Origin of the sequence: Actinomycetospora sp. TBRC 11914 (assembly GCF_012933465.1) — a bacterium.
Classification (GTDB): Bacteria; Actinomycetota; Actinomycetes; order Mycobacteriales; family Pseudonocardiaceae; genus Actinomycetospora.
In genome coordinates this window covers 35,400-50,372 of sequence record NZ_JABBND010000001.1, presented here as the reverse complement: position 1 = coordinate 50,372, position 14,973 = coordinate 35,400, and the positions used below count along the sequence as shown (strand labels likewise).

The following is a 14,973-nucleotide window of genomic DNA, read 5'->3' as shown; positions in this document are numbered from 1 at the left end:
GGACAGAGGGTTGTCCCCCGGACTACCCCTGGGGCTGGCCCTCCGAGCCGGGCGCGGGCGCCTGGCCGCCGGCCGTCCCGTGCTGACCCGCCTCGATGGCCTCCGCGGCGCCGGCCCCGGCCGCGTCCGCCGCGAGCACGTCGGACGCCGCCGCCCGGGCCTCGTCGGTCGACGGGCCGGGCAGCGGCACGAACGCCGTCCGGCGGTAGTACTCGAGCTCGCGGATCGACTCACGGGCGTCGGCCAGCGCGCGGTGGGCCAGGCCCTTCTCGGGCTGCGCGTAGTAGATGCGGGGGTACCAGCGCCGGCACAGCTCCTTGATCGAGCTGACGTCGATCATGCGGTAGTGCAGGTGCGCGTCGAGCTCGGGCATGTCGCGCGCGATGAAGCCCCGGTCGGTGGCGATCGAGTTGCCGCACAGGGGAGCGGTGCGCGCGTCCGGGACGTGCTCGCGGATGTAGTCCAGGACCAGCTTCTCGGCCTCGGCCAGCGTGACCGACGAGGCCCTTACCTCGTTGGTCAGCCCCGACTTGGCGTGCATGTCGACGACGACCTCCGGCATGTTCGCCAGAGCGTCGTCGTCGGCGTGGATGACGACGTCGACGCCCTCACCGAGCGGGACGAGGTCGGCGTCGGTGACGAGGGCCGCGATCTCGATGAGCGCGTCGTTCGCGAGGTCCAGCCCCGTCATCTCGCAGTCGATCCACACCAGACGTCCGTTCACGCCCCGACCCTAGCGAGATCGGCTCAGCCCGGCGCGGCGCCGGGTCGGCGTGAAAGTCGGTTTCCTGACGTTCAGTGTCAAAGTAAGGGGAGCACGCCGATAGGGAGGCTTTCCTGACGCTGGGAGACCTACGGAAGCGAGAACGCCGCCAGCTGCGCCGCCCGGACGTCCTCGGTCTGCGCCTGGACCAGGTGGAACATGGCCTCGCGGTGCCAGCGCTGCTCCGGGCTCGACGCGTACATCGCCGAACCACCCCGCGCCGCGACCAGCCCGGCCGCCGCCCGCACCATCAGCTCCGCGATCCGGCCCCGCAGCGAGAGTCGTTCCTCGACGAAGCGACGCCGGTCCGGGGAGAACCGCAGCTCGTACGCCCGCTCCCGCAACGGACACGCCAGCGCCGCCAGCGCCTGGGCCTCCTCGAGCGCCGCGGGGCGGTCGCGCTCGTGCCCGGTGCGCACCGTCTCGTCGATCACCCGGCGCAGCAGGCCCATCGTCGCGGGCTTGGTGTCGACGACGGTGTCGCCGTCGCGGCGGCGCCACTCCTCGCGGTCCACGATCGCGGCCACCTCGCTCCCGGCGACCGGCATGTCGGAGAACTCGAGGCCGACCGTCCGCGTCCCGCCCATCACCGCGAGCGCGTAGGGCGCCGAGGCCCGCAGCCCGCGCCGCTCGTGGGCGGGGAGCAGGGCGAACACGACGCGGTCGTCGTCGGAGATCGCGGCGATGAGCACCAGGTCCACCAGGCCCCAGCCGGTGCACCACTCGGCCCGGCCCCGGAACCGCCAGCCGCCGTGCCCGTCGGGCTCCGCCCGCACGGCGGGCGTGCCGGGCCGGCGGACGTGGGCGATGGCGATCCCGCCGAGCTCGTCGCCGTGGGCGAGCGCCCGGCGGTACTCGTCGGCCGCCGGGTAGGACGAGCCGGCGGTGAGCCCCTGCGGGCTCCAGTGCTGGGTCATGACGAACCACGTCGCGGCGTCGGCCCCGGCGAGGACCTCCTCGACCTCGGCGAGCGTGCGCTCGTCGTGGCCGAGCCCGCCGTCGGCGACCGGCGCCGCCACGCTGTAGAGCCCCTGCGCCGCGAGGCAGCGCAGCATCGAGCGTTGGACCCCGATCGCGGGGTCGTCGGCGTCCGCCGCGTTGAGCAGCAGCATGTCGGTGACCTCGCGGGCGAGCGCCACCGGATCCGCGTCCGTCGTCAAACCAGGGTGAGTGCCCATGTCTCGAGCTTCTCCGTGGGGGGAGCGGGAAGGCGAGGACTACTTCGGTCGGGGTTCGCGACGACGGCGCCGGTGCGGTCCAGCGCCTCCGTCACCGCTAGGACTCGGACGACGAGCCGAGCTCGGACTTCACCACCTTGCCGGTCTGGTTACGGGGCAGCGAGTCCAGGAACTCGACGTCGCGGGGCGAGGCGAACCGCGCCAGATGGTTCTTGACGTGGTCGCGCACCGCGTCCGCGTCGAGCGAGGCGCCTTCCTCGAGCACGAGGTAGGCGGCGAGGCGCTGGCCGTACTCCTCGTCGTCGACCCCGACGACGGCGGCCTCCTTCACCCCGTCCATGTCCGAGAGCAGGCCCTCGACCTCGCCGGCGTGGATGTTCTCGCCGCCGGAGACGATCATGTCGTCGGCGCGGCCGGAGATGAACAGGAGGCCGTTCTCGTCGTAGTGGCCGAGGTCGCCGGTGCCGAGCATGCCGTCGACGACCTCGGTCTCGCCGCGGCCGCCGGTGTAGCCGGTGAAGAGCATGTCGTTGCCGACGAAGATGCGGCCGGTCTCGCCGGGCGGCAGCTCCTGGTCGTCGGCGCCGAGGATCTTCACGGTGGTGCCGACCGGCGGGCGGCCCGCCGTCGAGGGCTCCTGACGGAGCTCCTCCGGCTTGGCGATCGAGGCCCACGAGACCTCGGTCGAGCCGTAGAGCATGTAGAGCTTGTCGCCGAAGGTCTCGAGGAACTCCGAGACCTTGTGCGGCGGCATCGCCGAGCCGGTCGCGGTCACCGTCTTCAGCGCCGAGGTGTCGTAGCGGGCGATGACGTCGTCGCCGAGCTCGAGGATGCGCTGCAGCATCACCGGCACCGCGTACATCGAGGTGCAGCGGTGGGTGGCGAGCTGGGCGAGCGCGTCCTCGGGGTCGAACCGGCGGCGCAGCACCAGCGTCGAGCCCATCAACGAGCCAATCTGGAAGGCCGCGAACCCCCAGGTGTGGAACAGCGGCGCCGAGACCAGCGCCGGCTCCTGGGCGCTCAGCGGGATGCGGGAGAGGATCGCGTTGACCGGGCCGATGCCGCTGGGCGACGGGCGCTCGGCGCCCTTCGGCGTCCCGGTGGTGCCCGAGGTGAGGACGATGGTCTTGCCCGTCGGGGGCCGCGTCGGGAGGGGCTTGGAGCCGTCGACCGAGATGAGGCCCTCGAGGGTGTCGTCGCCCCAGCAGCCGGCGCCGGCGTCCACCCAGCCCGCGATCTGCTTGACCGAGCCGTCGACCTCCTCGAGCCGGTCGGCGAGGTCGGAGTCCACGACGATCGTCGTGATCTCCTGCTCCTTCGCGACGGCGGCCATCTGCTGCGACGAGAGCCCGGTGTTGAGCAGGACGACGTCGGCGCCGATCTTCGAGCTGGCGACGATCGTCTCGATGGGCCCGCGGTGGTTGCGGCACAGCACCGCGACGCGGCTGCCCGGGCCGACGCCGCGATCGGCGAGCGCGCGGGCGAGGCGGTCGGTGCGCTGGTGCAGCTCGTCGAAGGTCAGCGTGCCGCGGTCGTCGACGATCGCGATGCGGTGCGGGTGGCGCCACGCCCCGACGACGAACGCCGTCGTCGGGGTGAACCCGTAGCGGTAGAGCGCGACCGGGAACCGCACCACGCGGTCGGGTCGGATCGGGGCGACGACGCCGGACTCGATGAGCAGGCGCACCCCCGTCGCGAGCTCGGTCGGGGTTCCGAACGGGGTCCTCACCAGTGCACTCCCGGAAGCAGTCGGGCAAAGGCCTGCGCGCCCCGGGACAGGGGGCCGGCCTCGAGGGCACGGTCCTCTCCGGGGGTCTTCTCATCAGTACCCTCACGGGCCGCCGAGGATTCGGGGAACACCCGGTACGCGACGTGCATGACCACGTCGACCAGCCGCGGCGCGAGGTTGGCCGAGACGGCGCCGAACGTGCCCAGCGCGGTCCCGACGTGCTTGGGGCGGTCCACCAGCGCGTGGACCACCATGTCCGCGGCCTCCTCGGGACTCGACGTCGGGAAGGCGTCGTAGATCCGCGTGGGCGCGATCATCGGCGTGCGGACGAGGGGCATGTGGATCGTCGTGAACGTGACGCCGTCGCCGATGACCTCGGTCGCGACGATCCGGGCCCACGCGTCGAGCGCGGCCTTCGAGGCCACGTAGGCCGAGAACCGCGGGGGCCCGGTCTGCACGCCGATCGAGGAGATGTCGACGATGTGGCCGAACCGCCGCTCGATCATGTGCGGCAGCAGGGCGAGCGTCAGGCGCAGTGCCCCGAAGTAGTTGATCGCCATGGTGCGCTCGAAGTCGTGGAAGCGGTCCAGCTCGAGCTTCACCGAGCGCCGGATCGACCGGCCGGCGTTGTTGACCAGCATGTCGATGCCGGTGTCGGGGCCGGCGTGGTCGGCGAGCATCGCCTTGACCAGCGCGTCGACCGACTCGCCGTCGGTGATGTCGCACGAGTAGACGTGGGCCTGCCCGCCCTCGCGCTCGATCTCGGCCTTGACGTGCTCGAGCTCCTCGGTGCGCCGCGCGACCAGCAGCGGCACGCCGCCGTTGCGGGCGACCTTGAGCGCGGTCTCGCGCCCGATGCCGCTCGACGCCCCGGTGATCACGACGCGGCGGCCCAGCAGCGGGGGACCGGGACGACGACGGCGGGCGCGGTTCGGGTCGAGGTGCTCGCGCCAGTACTGCACGAGCACCGGCGCGTAGTCGCCGAACTCGGGCGGGGTCAGGCCGTCGAGGGCCTCGACGGTGGCCTCGGCGGTGTAGACGCACGGGAACGTCAGGTGCGGCAGCACCTCGGGCGGGATGTCGAACTCCGCCAGCGCGATGTCGCGGGCCGAGCCGCCGGCCGACGTGGCGCCCAGGCCCTCGGCGGCGCGGGTGAGCGCCTTCCCGACCGGTGCCGGCAGCACCGGCAGCAGCTTCGGGGCCCCGAGCGGGCCGGCCAGCGCGTTGTAGATCTCGGAGAGCGGCTGCGGCCGCGGGCTGACCAGGTGGAAGGCGCGGCCGTCGAGGTCGGGGGTGTGGACCAGCCGGACCATCGCGTCGGCGACGTAGTCGACGGGGACGATGTTGGTCGCGCCGAGCTCGGGCGCGGGCACCCGCAGGAAGCCGGGGAGGCGGCCGAGGGCGCTGATCGCGCCCATCAGGTAGTACGGCCCGTCGATCTTGTCCATCTCGCCGGTCTGCGAGTCCCCGACGACGATGGCCGGCCGGTAGACCCGCCACGGCGTCGTCGACTCCTCGCGGACGATCTTCTCCGCGGCGAACTTGGTCTCGTGGTACGGGTTGCCGAACTCCTGGCCGAGGTCGAAGTCGTCCTCGGTGAACACCCCGACGTGCTCCCCGGCGACCGCGACGCTCGAGACGTGGTGCAGGCAGCGGGCGCCGATCTCCGCGGTGACCGCGACGACGTGGCGGGTGCCGTCGACGTTGGCCGCGCGGTTGGCGGCGTCGTCGGCCGTGACGTCGTAGACGGCGCCGAGGTGCAGCACCTCGTCGACCTGGCCCGCGAGGTCGATCACGGTCTCGTCGGAGAGCCCCAGCCGCTCGGCGGTGAGGTCACCGGTGACCGTGACGAGCTTGTCGGCCCCGTCCATCTCCCGGGTGCGGCGGCGCAGCTTGTCGACCGACCCGCGTCGGACCAGCGCGTAGACCGCCTCGCAGTCCTCCCGCGCCAGGAGACGGGCGAGGACAGCGCGCCCGAGGAACCCGGTACCGCCGGTAACGAGATAGCGCATGGCGGAGGATCGTGGCACGACTCACCGGGCTGCGCCACGGCTGGCTACGGATCGTCGCGGCTCATCGACTCGACGTGTTCCTCGGCGCCCCGACCGGGGGCGACGCCCTCGACGTCGGCGGTCGTCTTCGCCGCGTCGGGCTGCTCCGGGTCGAGGCCCTCGAGCAGCTCCTCGGTGTGCTCGTGCTCGCCGACGTAGCGCTGCTCGAGGTCCTCCGCGCGCTGCGCCGGGTCCTGGTCGGAGCGGTTTCCGCCGGGCTGCTCGCTCATGGTGGCCATCCTGCCGGGGTGTGGCGCGCGTCGCAGGGCCGGGGCGGAGACCGACGCGTGGCGCGCGCGGCGAGTGCTCGGTCCTGTGCAGACCGACGCGTCACGCATACCGTCGGCCGAGGCGGCTGATCGGACCTTCCCGGACCTGCGCGTCGCGCACAGGTCCGACCTGGAGCATCGCGGCCGGTGGGAGGAGTGTGTGCGCGGCGCGCAGGTCGGCTCACAGCCCTGCGAGGGCGAGCCCGGAGTGTGTGGGTGGCGCGCAGGTTGCGCTGACCAGCGGCCCTCCCGCGGGCTATACAGGTCCGCGTGACCCCGTTCGACCTCGACAACCTGCCCCCGGACCAGGTCCGCGCCCTGCGCCGGGCGCCCGACGCCGGGTTCCGGGCGCCGATGCTCGCCACGCTGACCAAGCCGACCGACCCGCCGCCCGGGCCGGCGGGCTGGAGCTTCGAGCGGAAGTACGACGGCGTGCGCATCATCGCCACCCGCGACCGCGGCGAGCGTCCCCGGCTGTGGAGCCGCAACCAGAAGCCGGCGGACGCCAGCTACCCCGAGGTCGTCGAGGCGCTCGAGTCGGCGGGGCCGGACCGCTTCGTGCTCGACGGCGAGGTCGTGGCGAAGGACGGCAGGTTCGGGTCGTTGCAGGCGCGGATGCACCTGTCCGACCCGCGGCGGGCGCGGGCCACCGGGGTCGACATCGAGTACCACATGTTCGACCTGCTGGTCCTCGACGACCTCGACCTCACGCGCCTGCCGCTGGCGACGCGGCGGGTTCTGCTCGAGACGGTGGTCCGGGACAGCCGGGAAGGAGACGAACGGGGCCCCCTGCTCCATTCACCGACCCTCGACGGCGACCCCCTGGCCCTGCGCGACGAGGCCTGCGCCGACGGCTGGGAGGGCCTGATCGCGAAGCGGCTCGACGCGCCGTACACCGGGGGGCGCAGCCGCGACTGGCTCAAGCTCAAGTGCGTCAAGGACCAGGAGTTCGTCATCGGCGGGTGGACCGACCCGGCGGGGTCGCGGCACGTCCTGGGGGCGCTGCTCGTCGGCTACCACGACGGCGACGCGCTGCGCTACGCCGGGAAGGTCGGCACCGGGTTCGACGACGCCGCGCTGCAGCTGCTGCGCTCCCGGCTCGACCCCCTCGCCGTCGGGACCTCGCCCTTCTCCGACGCGCCCCGCGAGCGCGGCGCCCACTACGTGCGCCCGGAGCTCGTCTGCGAGGTGGGGTTCGGTGAGTGGACCTCCGACGGCCGGCTGCGCCACCCCCGCTACCAGGGGCTGCGCGAGGACAAGGACGCGCGTGAGGTGGTGCGCGAGACCCCCTAGGGCACGAGGTAGGAGTCGAGGAAGGCGTCGAGCGCGGCGAGCCCGGACGCGTCGGCGGGGACGCCGCGGAAGCCGACGTGCCCGTCGGGCCGCACCAGCAGCGCGCCCGACGGGGCAGCACCGTCCACGCCGCGGACGACGTCGACCAGCCCGCGCCAGCGGCGCCCCAGGTGCTCGAGCCCGGCGGGGTCCGCGGTGCCGGAGACCACGAGGTGGTGTGCCGTGCCGGTCAGGGCCGCGCGACCGGGGAAGCGCTCGCCGGGGCCCGGCGGGCCGGGCGCTACGCCCGGGCCGAGGTGCTCCCCGACGATGGGACTGCCGGCGTAGGTGATGTCGAGCAGGCAGCGTGACCGGGCCAGTGCGGTCCGCTGGGCCGGGGTGGCCGGGCTCGGTCGGATCCCGGTGCGCGCGGCCTCCACCGCGGACCGGGCCATCCCGTCGATCTTCTCCGAGACGTCGAGCACGTGGTGGTCGGCGGCGAGGCGCTCGATCTCGAAGCTCTCCAGCAGCGCGGGTCGCGCGTGTCCGCCTGTCGTGAGGGCGAGCTTCCACGCGATGTCCTGGGCGTCGTGCAGGGCGGAGTTCAGGCCCTCGCCGCCGAACGGGCTGGACAGGTGCCCGGCGTCGCCGAGGAGGAAGCGACGGCCCTCGGCCAGGCGCGGGACCACGCGCTGGTGAATGTGGAACGACGTCGCCCAGCCGACGTCCTTCACCGTGACGTCGCCCGTGATGCGTCGGCCGATCCCGGCGGCGACGAGCTCGGACGGGTCCTCGTGCTCGAGCTGCGCCACCTCGTCGTCGTCGAGGTCGCCGACGAACGTCAGCCAGCGGTCGTCCGGGAGCGGCACGAGCAGGACGAAGCCCCCGGGGGTGGCGACCAGGTTGGAGGCATCGCGTGCCACGTCGGAGTGGCCGCCGATGTTCGCCGCCAGCACCGTCCCCGGGTAGGTGAAGCCTTCCAGGGTCTCGTCCATCGACGTCCGCATGACGCTGTGGGCGCCGCCGGCGCCGACGACCCACGCGGCCTCGACCGCCGTCGACGTCCCGTCGGCCTGCTCCAACCGGAGCAGCACCCCGTCGTCGCGCTCCTCCATCGAGCTGACCACGATGCCGCGCTCGACCACACCGCCGAGCTGGGTGAGCCGTTCGGCCAGGACCTGCTCCGTGCGCCACTGGGGCAGGCTGCACTGGAACGGCCAGGGACAGTCGAGGTCGGCGTAGGGCATCTCGCCGAGGAGCCCGAGGTCCGCGTCGAGGACCCGGGCGCGCCGGACGGGGACCGACGCGGCCCGCACCTCGTCGGCCAGCCCCGAGCAGGCGAGCAGCTCGAGTGTCCCCGGCTGGATCGAGGTGGCGCGGGTCTGGTGGTGCGGTGCCGGCAGGCGCTCCAGGACCCGGGCCGCCACGCCACGACGTGCCAGCTCCACCGCGGCGTAGAGGCCGGCCGGCCCCGCGCCGACGACCACGACCTCGGCGTCCGTTCCCACGTGCCACCCCCGACCACTCGGTGAGCAAATTCGAGCAGCCGGCGGCGGTGTGCGACAACGTGCGGTCGAACAGTTCTCGAAGGGTGTTCGATTCGCTACCGATCGTGCGCGTGGTCGAATTCCGGTCGCCACTCTGACAATGTCGTGGGGGTGACCGGCCTCCCGATCTGGCTGAGCGGAGTGCTGTTGATCGTGGTGCCGTCCGCCGTGGTCGTCGCGCTCCAGATCGGCTTGCGACGACGCTGGCCCGCCCTGCACGAGAGCGACCAGAACGAGGTCGCCGGATTCATCATCGCCGTGGTCGGCGTGATCTACGCGGTACTGCTGGGCTTCGTGGTCATCGTCAGCTGGGAGAACTTCAGCCACGCCGAGCAGGTCGTGGGCGACGAGGCCAGCGCCCTGCGCACCATCTACCGCGACAGCGGCGCGTTCCCCGTGCCGGCGCGCGAGGAGCTGCACGACGCCGTGCGGCGCTACGCCGGCGCGGTGATCGACTCCGAGTGGCCGGCGATGGCCCGCGGCGAACCCGGCTCGCCGGAGGTCACCCGCATCATCGACGAGACCTCCCAGACCCTGGCCAACCTGCCGCTCGACACCCCCGGCCAGCAGCAGTACCGGGGGATCGAGGCCGACCGGTTCAACGACCTGGTCACCGCCCGGTCGCAACGCCTGGACTTCGTCGAGCAGGGGGTCCCGACGGTGCTGTGGATCGCCCTCGTCGTCGGTGCGGTGGTGACGGTCGGCTTCACCATGCTCTTCGGGATGCGCAGCACACTGCTCCACACGCTGATGACGGCGAGCCTGACCGCGCTCATCGGGGTGCTGCTGTTCGTCGCTGTCACGATCGACCACCCCTTCGCCGGCGACGTGGCCGTGGACCCGGCTCCCCTCGAGCGCGTCCTGTCCGACTTCGGCGCGCCCCCGCCCTGAGCTCCAGGGGCGACGGGCCGGGGGTGACGAGCTGGGGGTGACGAGCTGGGGAGCTAGGGGTGACGGGCGTACGCGTCGATCACGCAGTAGACGAAGTAGGCCGCGAACCCCACCGCGGCCACGCAGAACATCGTGGCGCCGAGGGTGTGCGCCGCCAGGGTGCGGAGCGCGATGTCGACGCCGCCGATGCGGTTCGGCCGGTCCTCCCACGCCGCCAGCGTGGTGAGCACGCCGATCACGCCGAACGTGATCGCCCGCGTCAGGTTCCCCAGCGACCCGGTGACCAGCGCGAGCGTCCGACGGTGCCCGGGCAGCTTCTCGGGGACGAGGTCGCCCATGAACGTCGCCCGCACGCCGGTGTAGGTCATCGAGACGAACATCCCGATGGCGAACAGGCCCACGGCGGCCACCAACCAGCGGCCGGCCGTGTGCGCGAACACGTCGTCCACCGTCGACTGGAAGGCGTTCCGGCGGCCCTGGAGCCGGGTCGCGAACTCGGCCGCCAGCCAGGCCACGGAGAGCACCCCGATCGCCTTCGCGAACGCCCCGAGCCGCTTGCGCCACCGTTCCTCCGGCTTGGCCCAGTTGAACCCGACGGCGGCCGCGCGCAGCTGCCACACCGCGAACGCGACCAGGGCCAGCGCGGCCGCGGCGAGCAGCCACCGGCCGAGGAAGCCGCCGCCGGCGGCCACCAGCTCGATCGCGCCGCGCGGGTCGGCGTGCTGGTCGCGCTCGCCGAGGTCGGAGATCCGGATCGCGAGCACCGCGATCCCGAGGTGGACGAGGCCGTAGGCGACCAGCCCGACCCGGCCGAGCGCCTCCACCCACGCCGGGGCGTCGCGGTCGCTGGGGCGGGCCCGCCGGCGCCGGTGGGTCACCGGGCGAACGGCCGCGTCGACCGCCACGCCCCGCGCGGCGCCGGGCTCCTCGGGCGACGGCCCGGGCTCGGTCGCCGCCGCCGTCATCGCTCCGCCCACGGCGGGCGACCCGGGCGGCGAGCTCATGGAGTCAGTGGTACCCGGTCGGCGCCGCCGTGTCGCTAGGGGCTCGCTGTGACCTGTGAGCCACCACCCGGGAGGGGTCACGGCCACCGCGCCGCCCGGGCGTACTGGTCGGGCCAGGTCACCTGGTCGGCGACGCCGAGCTCGTGGGCGGCGCGCATCGGCCAGTGCGGGTCGCGCAGGAACGCGCGGGCCAGCAGCACGACGTCGGCCTGCCCGGTGGCGAGGACCTTCTCGGCCTGCGCCGGGTCGGTGATGAGCCCGACGGCGCCGGTCGGCACGTCGGCCTCGCGGCGGATGCGCTCGGCGAAGGGCACCTGGTACCCCGGCCCGACCGGGATGTCGGCGTGCGGGACGTTGCCGCCCGTGGAGGTGTCGACGAGGTCGGCGCCCGCCTGCGCCAGCGCGCGGGCCAGGGCGACCGAGTCGTCCGCGGTCCACCCGCCGTCGGACCAGTCGGTGGCCGAGATGCGGGCGAGGACGGGCACGTCGTCCCCGACCTCGGCCCGCACCGCCTCGACGATCTCGACGGCGAGGCGGATCCGGTGGTCGAAGGACCCGCCGTACGCGTCGTCGCGGTGGTTGGACAGCGGCGAGAGGAACTGGTGGACCAGGTAGCCGTGGGCGAAGTGCAGTTCGACGACGTCGAACCCGGCGGTCAGCGCGCGCCGGGCGCCGGCCGCGAACGCGCCGGGCAGGGCGGCGATCTCGTCGAGCGAGAGCGCGTGGGGCTCGGTGTAGTCGGCGAAGGCCTCCGCCGAGGGCGCGACCGGGGTCCACCCGCCGTCGTCGGCGGTCACCGGGCCGCTGCCCTCCCACGGCCGGATCGTGGACGCCTTGCGTCCGGCGTGCGCCAGCTGCATCGCGGCGGTGGCCCCGCGGGCGTGCAGGAAGTCGACGATCCGGCGCCAGGCGGCGACCTGCTCGTCGTTCCAGATCCCGGCGTCCTGCGGGCTGATCCGGCCCTCGGGGACGACGGCGGACGCCTCGGTCATCACGAGACCGGCCCCGCCGGCGGCGAACTGGCCCAGGTGGACGAGGTGCCAGTCGTCCGGCAGCCCGTCGGTGGCCGAGTACTGGCACATCGGGGCGACCCAGATCCGGTTGCGGACGGTCGTCCCGCGCAGGGTGATCGGGGTGAAGAGCTCGCTGGTCACGTGACGGTTCAACGATCACCCGGCCCGGTGGCTTCCCCGACGAGGGTGCGCGCGCACCGGATCACGTCCTCGGCGGTGACGGCGAGCAGGGCCGGGTCGGGGTCGTCGGCGAAGCGCTCGCCGCGGCGGACCGAGGCGTCGGTCAGCACGACGTGGCGCGGGTCGGCCGGCGGGCCCCACTGCGCGGGCCCGACGGGGCCGAACAGCGTCACCGACGGCACCCCGTAGGCCGTCGCGACGTGGGCGATCCCGGTGTCGCCGGCGATCACCAGGCGGGCGCCGGCGACGAGGGCCAGGAGCTCGCCGAGGCTGGTTCGGCCGGCCAGGTCGAGCCCACCGCAGGCCGCCGCGACCGCCCCGGTGAGCGCGGCCTCGTCGTGGGCGCCGGTCACGACGACGCGGTGCCCGTCACCCGCCAGCGCCGCGGCCACGGCCGCGAACCGCCGCACGGGCCAGCGCTTGGCGCCGAACGCCGCACCGGGGTGCACCACGACGGGACCCGACGACGGGGCTTTCCTGCCACTGGATGCCAGATGAGGGGAGCACGCCGATAGGGCTTCGCTTGCAACAGGGGGGACCGGGAGCCGGAGGTCGTCCGCGGCCGCCGCGGCCTCGTCGTCGGAGACCAGCCCGCACGCGGCGAGCAGGTCGCACCAGCGCCGCCGCTCCGGGCGCTCCGGGTCGTCGACCCAGGCCGGCCCATCCCACCCCGGGGCCGCGTGCCCGACCCGGCGGACCGGCCGGTCGCCGGCCCGCGCGTCGAGCCGGGCGTGGCTCTGCGGCCCGCGGCCGTGCAGGTTGACGACGACGTCGGGCGCGGGCGCGCCCTCGTCGTCGGTCACCGCGTCCACGGGGTACCCCGAAACGTCGCCCACCCAGGCCGACCCGAGCAGCACCACCCGGTGGTCGGGCAGCGCGCGCCGCAGCAGGCGCAGCGCGGGCACGGCGACCAGCAGGTCGCCGAGCCCGAGGTCGCGCAGGACGAGGGCGGTGGGGCTAACGGGCGTTCTCCCCGAGCCCGTCGCGCAGCTGGGCGAGCGTCTTCGCGAGCAGCCGCGACACGTGCATCTGCGAGATCCCGACCTCGGTCGCGATCTGGGACTGGGTCATGTTCTTGAAGAACCGCAGCATGATGATCGTCCGCTCGCGGGGGGCGAGCTGGGCGAGCAGCGGCGCGAGCGACTGCTGGTACTCGACCTTGTCCAGCGCCGCGTCGGCCTCGCCGAGCAGGTCGGAGACGGTGCCGGAGTCCGGGTCGTCGACGAGCATCTCGTCCAGCGAGCCCGACCGGTAGGCGTTCGAGGCCTCCAGCGCCTCGAGCACGTCCTCCTTGGGCAGATCGAGGTGCGTCGCGAGCTCGGCGGCCGTGGGGGCCCGCCCGAGGGTCTGCGACATCTGCGACATCGCCGAGGACAGCGTGACGTTGAGGTCCTTGAGCCGGCGCGGCACCCGCATCGACCAGGCCTGGTCGCGGAAGTGCCGGCGGACCTCGCCGGTGATCGTCGGGACCGCGTAGGACAGGAAGTCGGTGCCCCGGGCCGGGTCGTAGCGGTCGACGGCGTTGATGAGCCCGAGGGTCGCGACCTGCTCGAGGTCCTCCTCCGGCTCGCCGCGGCGGGAGAAGCGCCGCGCGATGTGCTGGGCGACCGGGAGGTGCCCGCGCACGAGCTCGTCACGCAGCCGGGCCCGCCGCGGGTCGCCCTGGGGGAGCGAGGCGTGCTCGGCGAGCAGCGGCATCAGGTGGTCGTACTCGCCGCGGCTGCCGCGGCGCTCCTGACCGCGGGTGCCGTTCTCCTGAGCTCCGTCCGCGACGGTCTCGGTGTCGGATGCGGTCCCGGGAGTGTCCGTCGCGGAGTCGACGTCGTGGGCCGTCACGAAATCGGGGTCCCGAGACGCTGGACCGAGAGGCGCAGGGCGAGCCGGAACGGGTCGCCGGTGGTGCCGGGGGTGGCCGAGAGCATGCGGACGTCGTCCGCCAGCGTCGTGAGGACGCGCCAACCGAAGGAGTCGGTGTCGAGCCGCTCCGCTCCGGTCGTCAGGACGGATGCGGTCACCGTGATGTGCTCCTCGTCGACGATGAAGCTGCAGGTCAGGCGGGTGTCCGGACGGGCGAGAGCCACCAGGCTCGAGCACGCCTCGTCGACGGCCATCCGCAGGTCGGCCACCGCGTCGAGGGTGAACTCGGCGCGGGCGGCGAGGTCGGCGGCGACGGTGCGCATCGTGATCACGGCACGCGGCACGGCCGGGACGCGTACCTCGACGTCCTCCGGGGGCATGAAGCGGTCGCCGGGGTCGGGGCCGTGCGTGACAGGGGGATCGGGCCGCGCCACGGGCACCTCCTCGTCGGATCAGCACCGCGACGGACGTCCGGTCCCGGACCCCTCGTGGCGCACCAGATCTCCGCGGCGGGGGGCTCCCCGGCCGTCCTCGGTCGCCGGTCGTGTACCCGGGGCCCTCCGCCACAAACCGGGGCCGCCCCCGGGCGGGGTCCCACGACGGCGTCGGGCCCGCCCTGCGGCCCGGGTCGGGCCGTGGTGTCCTCGGCGCCGTGCCCGCCCCCGACGGACGCCCCGTCCCCGGCCCGCCCGTCCCGAGGCCGCCGGCCGCGGTCCTGTTCGACCGCGACGGCACGCTCGTCCACGACGTCCCCTACAACGGCGACCCGGCGAAGGTCGACCCCGTCGCGACGGCCCGCCCGGCGCTGGAGCGGCTGCGGCGCGCGGGCATCCCGACCGGGGTGGTCAGCAACCAGTCCGGGGTCGCCCGCGGCCTGCTCACCCCGGCCGACGTCGCGGCGGTGAACGCCCGCCTCGACGAGCTCGTCGGGCCGATCGGGGTCTGGGCCTGGTGCCCGCACGGGGAGGCCGACGGGTGCGCCTGCCGGAAACCCGCCCCGGGCCTCGTGCTCGACGCGGCCCGCCGGCTCGGCGTCGACCCGGCCGCCTGCGCCGTCGTCGGGGACATCGCCGCCGACCTCGGCGCCGCCCGCGCGGCCGGCGCCCGCGGGGTCCTCGTGCCCACGCCCACGACGCGCGCCGAGGAGGTGGCGGCGGCCGGGCTCGTGGCCGGCGACCTCCTCGAGGCCCTCGATCTCCTGGACGTCCCGTGAGGATGC

The 14,973-nt window shown here is 74.2% G+C and carries 14 protein-coding genes; 3 read left to right on the top strand and 11 right to left on the bottom strand.

Annotated elements, in window-relative coordinates:
• Nucleotides 1-22: 22 nt before the first annotated feature.
• From orn to HH311_RS00215, 5 genes are all read right to left on the bottom strand, one after another.
• Nucleotides 23-724, bottom strand: coding sequence for an oligoribonuclease (gene orn, locus HH311_RS00235; protein ID WP_169181600.1), 702 nt, complete (start codon nt 722-724; stop codon nt 23-25).
• Between the two features lie 128 nt (nt 725-852).
• Nucleotides 853-1,923: an acyl-CoA dehydrogenase family protein gene (locus HH311_RS00230; RefSeq protein WP_169181599.1), complete on the bottom strand. Its 1,071-nt coding sequence runs from the start codon at nt 1,921-1,923 to the stop codon at nt 853-855.
• Between the two features lie 115 nt (nt 1,924-2,038).
• The gene (locus tag HH311_RS00225; protein WP_169181598.1) at nt 2,039-3,670 is read right to left on the bottom strand and encodes an AMP-binding protein; all 1,632 of its coding nucleotides are present in this window, start codon (nt 3,668-3,670) and stop codon (nt 2,039-2,041) included.
• On the bottom strand, nt 3,667-5,682 hold the full coding sequence (locus HH311_RS00220; RefSeq protein ID WP_169181597.1) for an SDR family oxidoreductase: 2,016 nt from the start codon (nt 5,680-5,682) through the stop codon (nt 3,667-3,669). The genes HH311_RS00225 and HH311_RS00220 overlap by 4 nt, the downstream gene beginning before the upstream one ends.
• 44 nt (nt 5,683-5,726) lie before the next feature.
• The gene (locus HH311_RS00215; protein WP_169181596.1) at nt 5,727-5,951 is read right to left on the bottom strand and encodes a hypothetical protein; all 225 of its coding nucleotides are present in this window, start codon (nt 5,949-5,951) and stop codon (nt 5,727-5,729) included.
• 393 nt (nt 5,952-6,344) lie between these two features.
• Between HH311_RS00215 and ligD the strand changes: the two genes are divergently transcribed.
• Nucleotides 6,345-7,283 carry a non-homologous end-joining DNA ligase gene (gene ligD / locus HH311_RS00210; RefSeq protein ID WP_169182555.1) on the top strand — a complete coding sequence of 313 codons (939 nt, stop codon included), beginning with the start codon at nt 6,345-6,347 and terminating at the stop codon, nt 7,281-7,283.
• Here ligD and HH311_RS00205 read toward each other — a convergent pair.
• Nucleotides 7,280-8,770, bottom strand: coding sequence for an FAD-dependent monooxygenase (locus tag HH311_RS00205; protein WP_169181595.1), 1,491 nt, complete (start codon nt 8,768-8,770; stop codon nt 7,280-7,282). The genes ligD and HH311_RS00205 overlap by 4 nt on opposite strands.
• A gap of 150 nt (nt 8,771-8,920) precedes the next feature.
• Here HH311_RS00205 and HH311_RS00200 point away from each other — a divergent pair, with 150 nt between their 5' ends.
• Entirely contained in the window at nt 8,921-9,700 is a 780-nt protein-coding gene (locus HH311_RS00200) for a DUF4239 domain-containing protein (RefSeq protein WP_169181594.1), read from the top strand.
• A 53-nt stretch (nt 9,701-9,753) separates the two neighbouring features.
• Here the strand turns inward: HH311_RS00200 and HH311_RS00195 are convergent, their stop codons facing one another.
• From HH311_RS00195 to HH311_RS00175, 5 genes are all read right to left on the bottom strand, one after another.
• Nucleotides 9,754-10,704, bottom strand: coding sequence for a DUF1206 domain-containing protein (locus HH311_RS00195; RefSeq protein ID WP_169181593.1), 951 nt, complete (start codon nt 10,702-10,704; stop codon nt 9,754-9,756).
• Nucleotides 10,705-10,781: 77 nt separating this feature from the next.
• Entirely contained in the window at nt 10,782-11,858 is a 1,077-nt protein-coding gene (locus HH311_RS00190) for an NADH:flavin oxidoreductase/NADH oxidase (protein ID WP_169181592.1), read from the bottom strand.
• Between the two features lie 8 nt (nt 11,859-11,866).
• Entirely contained in the window at nt 11,867-12,802 is a 936-nt protein-coding gene (locus HH311_RS00185) for a glycosyltransferase family 9 protein (RefSeq protein ID WP_312029852.1), read from the bottom strand.
• 52 nt (nt 12,803-12,854) lie between these two features.
• The gene (locus HH311_RS00180) at nt 12,855-13,595 is read right to left on the bottom strand and encodes an RNA polymerase sigma factor SigF (protein ID WP_169182552.1); all 741 of its coding nucleotides are present in this window, start codon (nt 13,593-13,595) and stop codon (nt 12,855-12,857) included.
• A 134-nt stretch (nt 13,596-13,729) separates the two neighbouring features.
• Complete coding sequence (locus HH311_RS00175; RefSeq protein WP_312029851.1) at nt 13,730-14,188, bottom strand: ATP-binding protein; 459 nt, start codon at nt 14,186-14,188, stop codon at nt 13,730-13,732.
• A gap of 218 nt (nt 14,189-14,406) precedes the next feature.
• Here HH311_RS00175 and HH311_RS00170 point away from each other — a divergent pair, with 218 nt between their 5' ends.
• Nucleotides 14,407-14,967, top strand: coding sequence for an HAD-IIIA family hydrolase (locus HH311_RS00170; RefSeq protein ID WP_312029850.1), 561 nt, complete (start codon nt 14,407-14,409; stop codon nt 14,965-14,967).
• The last annotated feature ends 6 nt before the right edge of the window (nt 14,968-14,973 follow it).